General features: G+C 61.2%; 3 protein-coding genes. All 3 read left to right on the plus strand.

Annotated features, from left to right (window positions below; all coding sequences use genetic code 11):
• The first annotated feature begins 153 nt into the window (after window positions 1-153).
• The gene (locus Q0J74_RS10940) at window positions 154-864 is read left to right on the plus strand and encodes a hypothetical protein (RefSeq protein WP_297214538.1); all 711 of its coding nucleotides are present in this window, start codon (window positions 154-156) and stop codon (window positions 862-864) included.
• A gap of 148 nt (window positions 865-1,012) precedes the next feature.
• A complete protein-coding gene (gene greA, locus Q0J74_RS10945; RefSeq protein ID WP_297214540.1) occupies window positions 1,013-1,486 on the plus strand; it encodes a transcription elongation factor GreA in 474 nt (157 codons plus the stop codon).
• 12 nt (window positions 1,487-1,498) lie between these two features.
• Window positions 1,499-2,901 (plus strand): lysine--tRNA ligase (gene lysS, locus Q0J74_RS10950; RefSeq protein WP_297214542.1); only part of this gene is annotated, 1,403 nt, incomplete at its 3' end.

Genomic DNA, 2,901 nt, shown 5'->3' on the forward strand with positions numbered 1-2,901 from the left:
CTCTCACCACCTTCTGCTATTTTACCGCTTATAAACGAAAAAGCCCAGCCTAAGCTGGGCTTTTTCGACAGCCTCAAGCGGCGGAATCATCCGCCGCTTCTTTTTGCGCATATTCAGGCGGCAGAGGCATACCCTGTACCCGAGGTGAAAACCATGGTGGGCATCCTGGAAATCAGGGAGGGGAAGGGCCGCGGGCCGAGGGCGGAGGGCTGTGCTCTGCTGGATTTGCCCTGCCTGCGGGCGGAGATTCCGGCGCCCCCCGGCCTCAGCCCGGCCCGGCTTGCCCGGCGGGTGGACAAGGGGGCGCGGCTTCTGGCCCGGGCGGGGGTACGCCGGGTGGTGACGGCGGCGGAGTTTCCCTGGTGGGAAGTGCTGTACAGCCGAGGGTTGCGGCCGGTGGAGCCGGAAGATTTTTGCCAGGCCCTGGCTGTTCCGCTGGCCCTGGCGGCACTAGAACGGTGCGGCGTGCCGCCCCGGCAGGGGACGGTGGTGTTGTCCGGCCCCCGGGTGAACCGGGCGCTGCTTCGGACGGCGGAGGGACTTTGTCCCATGGTGCGCCGACTTTCCATCGACGTGCCGGATGGGGGCGCAGCCCTGGCGGACTGGCTGTGGCGGGAGTTCGGGGCGGCCATGGCTGACCCGGAGGCCGGAAAACGGGCGGACGTGGACCTCCGGTTCGGTCCGGCTGGAGGCGGAGGAAGAGTGGAGCTGGATCTGTACGGACCCAGACCAGAGCTGGGAGGCTTTGTCCTGCGGCCTCCAAAGGGCCTGGAGGCAGGCGGCCTGGACCGGCTGGCGGTGCTGGCCCTGCTGTGGGAGGAGGGCCGGCTGGACCTGGAGAAAATCCGAATTCTTCCATCCTGACGCCAAATTATTGACTTGACAGGAGGAATTAAACTACCTATAATATCGTATTAACGTGGCGGAATGTTTTCTGCTGAGCATTCAGAACAGCCGTGAACGGCTTCTTTTTTATCGTGAGAGCAAGGAAAGAAAGGTGTGCACGATCAACATGGCAAAAGAATTTAAATTGAGCGCGGAGCGCCTGGAGGAGCTGAAGCAGGAGCTGAATTATCTGAAAACGGTCCGGGAGAAAGAGGTGGCCGATCAGATCAAGGAAGCCCGTTCCTTCGGGGACCTGTCTGAAAACAGCGAGTATGACGAGGCCAAGAACGAGCAGGGCAAGCTCTACTCCCGCATTGCGGAGCTGGAGAACATCCTGGGCAACTATGTGGTCATTGAAGAGCATGAGACCGACCCCAACTCCGTCCGGCTGGGCTCCAATGTGAAGGTGCTGGATTTGGAGTTTGAGGAGGAGGAGAGCTATCAGGTGGTGGGCTCCCAGGAGGCCGACCCCATGAACGGCCGTATTTCCGAGGATTCCCCCTTTGGAAAAGCCCTGCTGGGCCGGGCCGTGGGCGAGGAGGTCCAGGTGGAGGCCCCCGCCGGTATATTAAGATATCGTATTTTAGAGATTCAAAAGTAAGGAGCAAAAACGATGAGTACTGAAGAGAGAAGCGTCAATCAGCCCGAGGAGCAGCAGACCCTGTCCGAGCAGCGGCTCATCCGCCGCGCCAAGCTCAAGGAGCTCCAGGATGCGGGGCAGGACCCCTTCCATATCACCAAGTATGTGGTAAAGCACCGCTCCGCCGACATCAAGGAGAATTTTGATGCCCTGGAGGGTACCATGACCTCTGTCGCCGGGCGCATTATGTCCAAGCGGGGCATGGGCAAGGCGGTGTTCTGCGACTTGCAGGATGTGCAGGGCCGCATTCAGCTCTATGTCCGCATTGACGAGCTGGGCGAGGAGGCCTTTGCCAAGTTCAAGAAGACCGACATCGGCGACATCGTGGGCGTGGAAGGTGAGGTCTTCAAAACCAAGCGGGGCGAGATTTCCGTCAAGGCTCACAAGGTGACGCTTCTCTCCAAGTCCCTCCAGCCCCTGCCCGAGAAGTTCCACGGCCTCACCGACAAGGAGACGCGCTACCGCCAGCGGTATGTGGACCTCATTATGAATGAGGATGTACGCCGGGCCTTCCAGATCCGCACCGCCTTCATCAAGCATGTACGCAAGTACCTGGACGAGCGGGACTATATGGAGGTGGAGACTCCCGTCCTCAATACCATCTCCGGCGGCGCCACCGCCCGGCCCTTCATCACCCACCACAACACCCTGGGCATTGACATGTATATGCGTATCGCCACTGAGCTGCACCTGAAGCGGCTGGTGGTGGGCGGCTTTGAGCGGGTGTACGAGATCGGCCGCATCTTCCGCAATGAGGGCATGGACCCCAAGCACAATCCGGAGTTTACCTCCATTGAGCTGTACGAGGCCTATGCCGACTTCCACGACATGATGGACATCGCCGAGGGCATCCTGTCCACCGCCGCCAAGGAGATCCTGGGCTCCTACCAGGTGAAGTGGCTGGGCGTGGACATCGACCTGACCCCCGGCTGGAAGCGGCTGACCATGATTGACGCGGTAAAGCAGTATGTGGGCGTGGACTTTGACGCCATCTCCGACGACGAGACCGCCTGCAAGGCGGTGGAGGCCGTGGGCGTGGACATGGAGGGGTGCGAGCGCACCTGGGGTACCGCCCTGTACGAGGCCTTTGACCAGCGGGTGGAGGAGAAGCTGATTCAGCCTACCTTTATTACTATGTACCCCGTAGAGGTCTCCCCCCTCACCAAGCGCTCCCCCGCCGACCCCCGGCTCACCGAGCGGTTTGAGCTGTTCATCAACCATTCCGAGTTCGCTAACGCCTTCTCCGAGCTCAACGACCCCATCGACCAGCGGGGCCGCTTCGAGCATGAGCTTGCCCTCCGGGAGATGGGCAACGACGAGGCCGGCATGATGGACGAGGACTTCATCAACGCCCTGGAGTACGGCCTGCCCCCCAC

The organism is uncultured Flavonifractor sp., from assembly GCF_944387675.1.
Lineage (GTDB): Bacteria > Bacillota > Clostridia > Oscillospirales > Oscillospiraceae > Flavonifractor.

What these genes read in the sequence shown, in the direction of transcription:
- greA (WP_297214540.1), top strand. Translation starts at nt 1,013, where the DNA reads ATGGCAAAAGAATTTAAATTGAGCGCGGAGCGCCTGGAGGAGCTGAAG.
- Q0J74_RS10940 (WP_297214538.1), top strand. Translation starts at nt 154, where the DNA reads ATGGTGGGCATCCTGGAAATCAGGGAGGGGAAGGGCCGCGGGCCGAGG.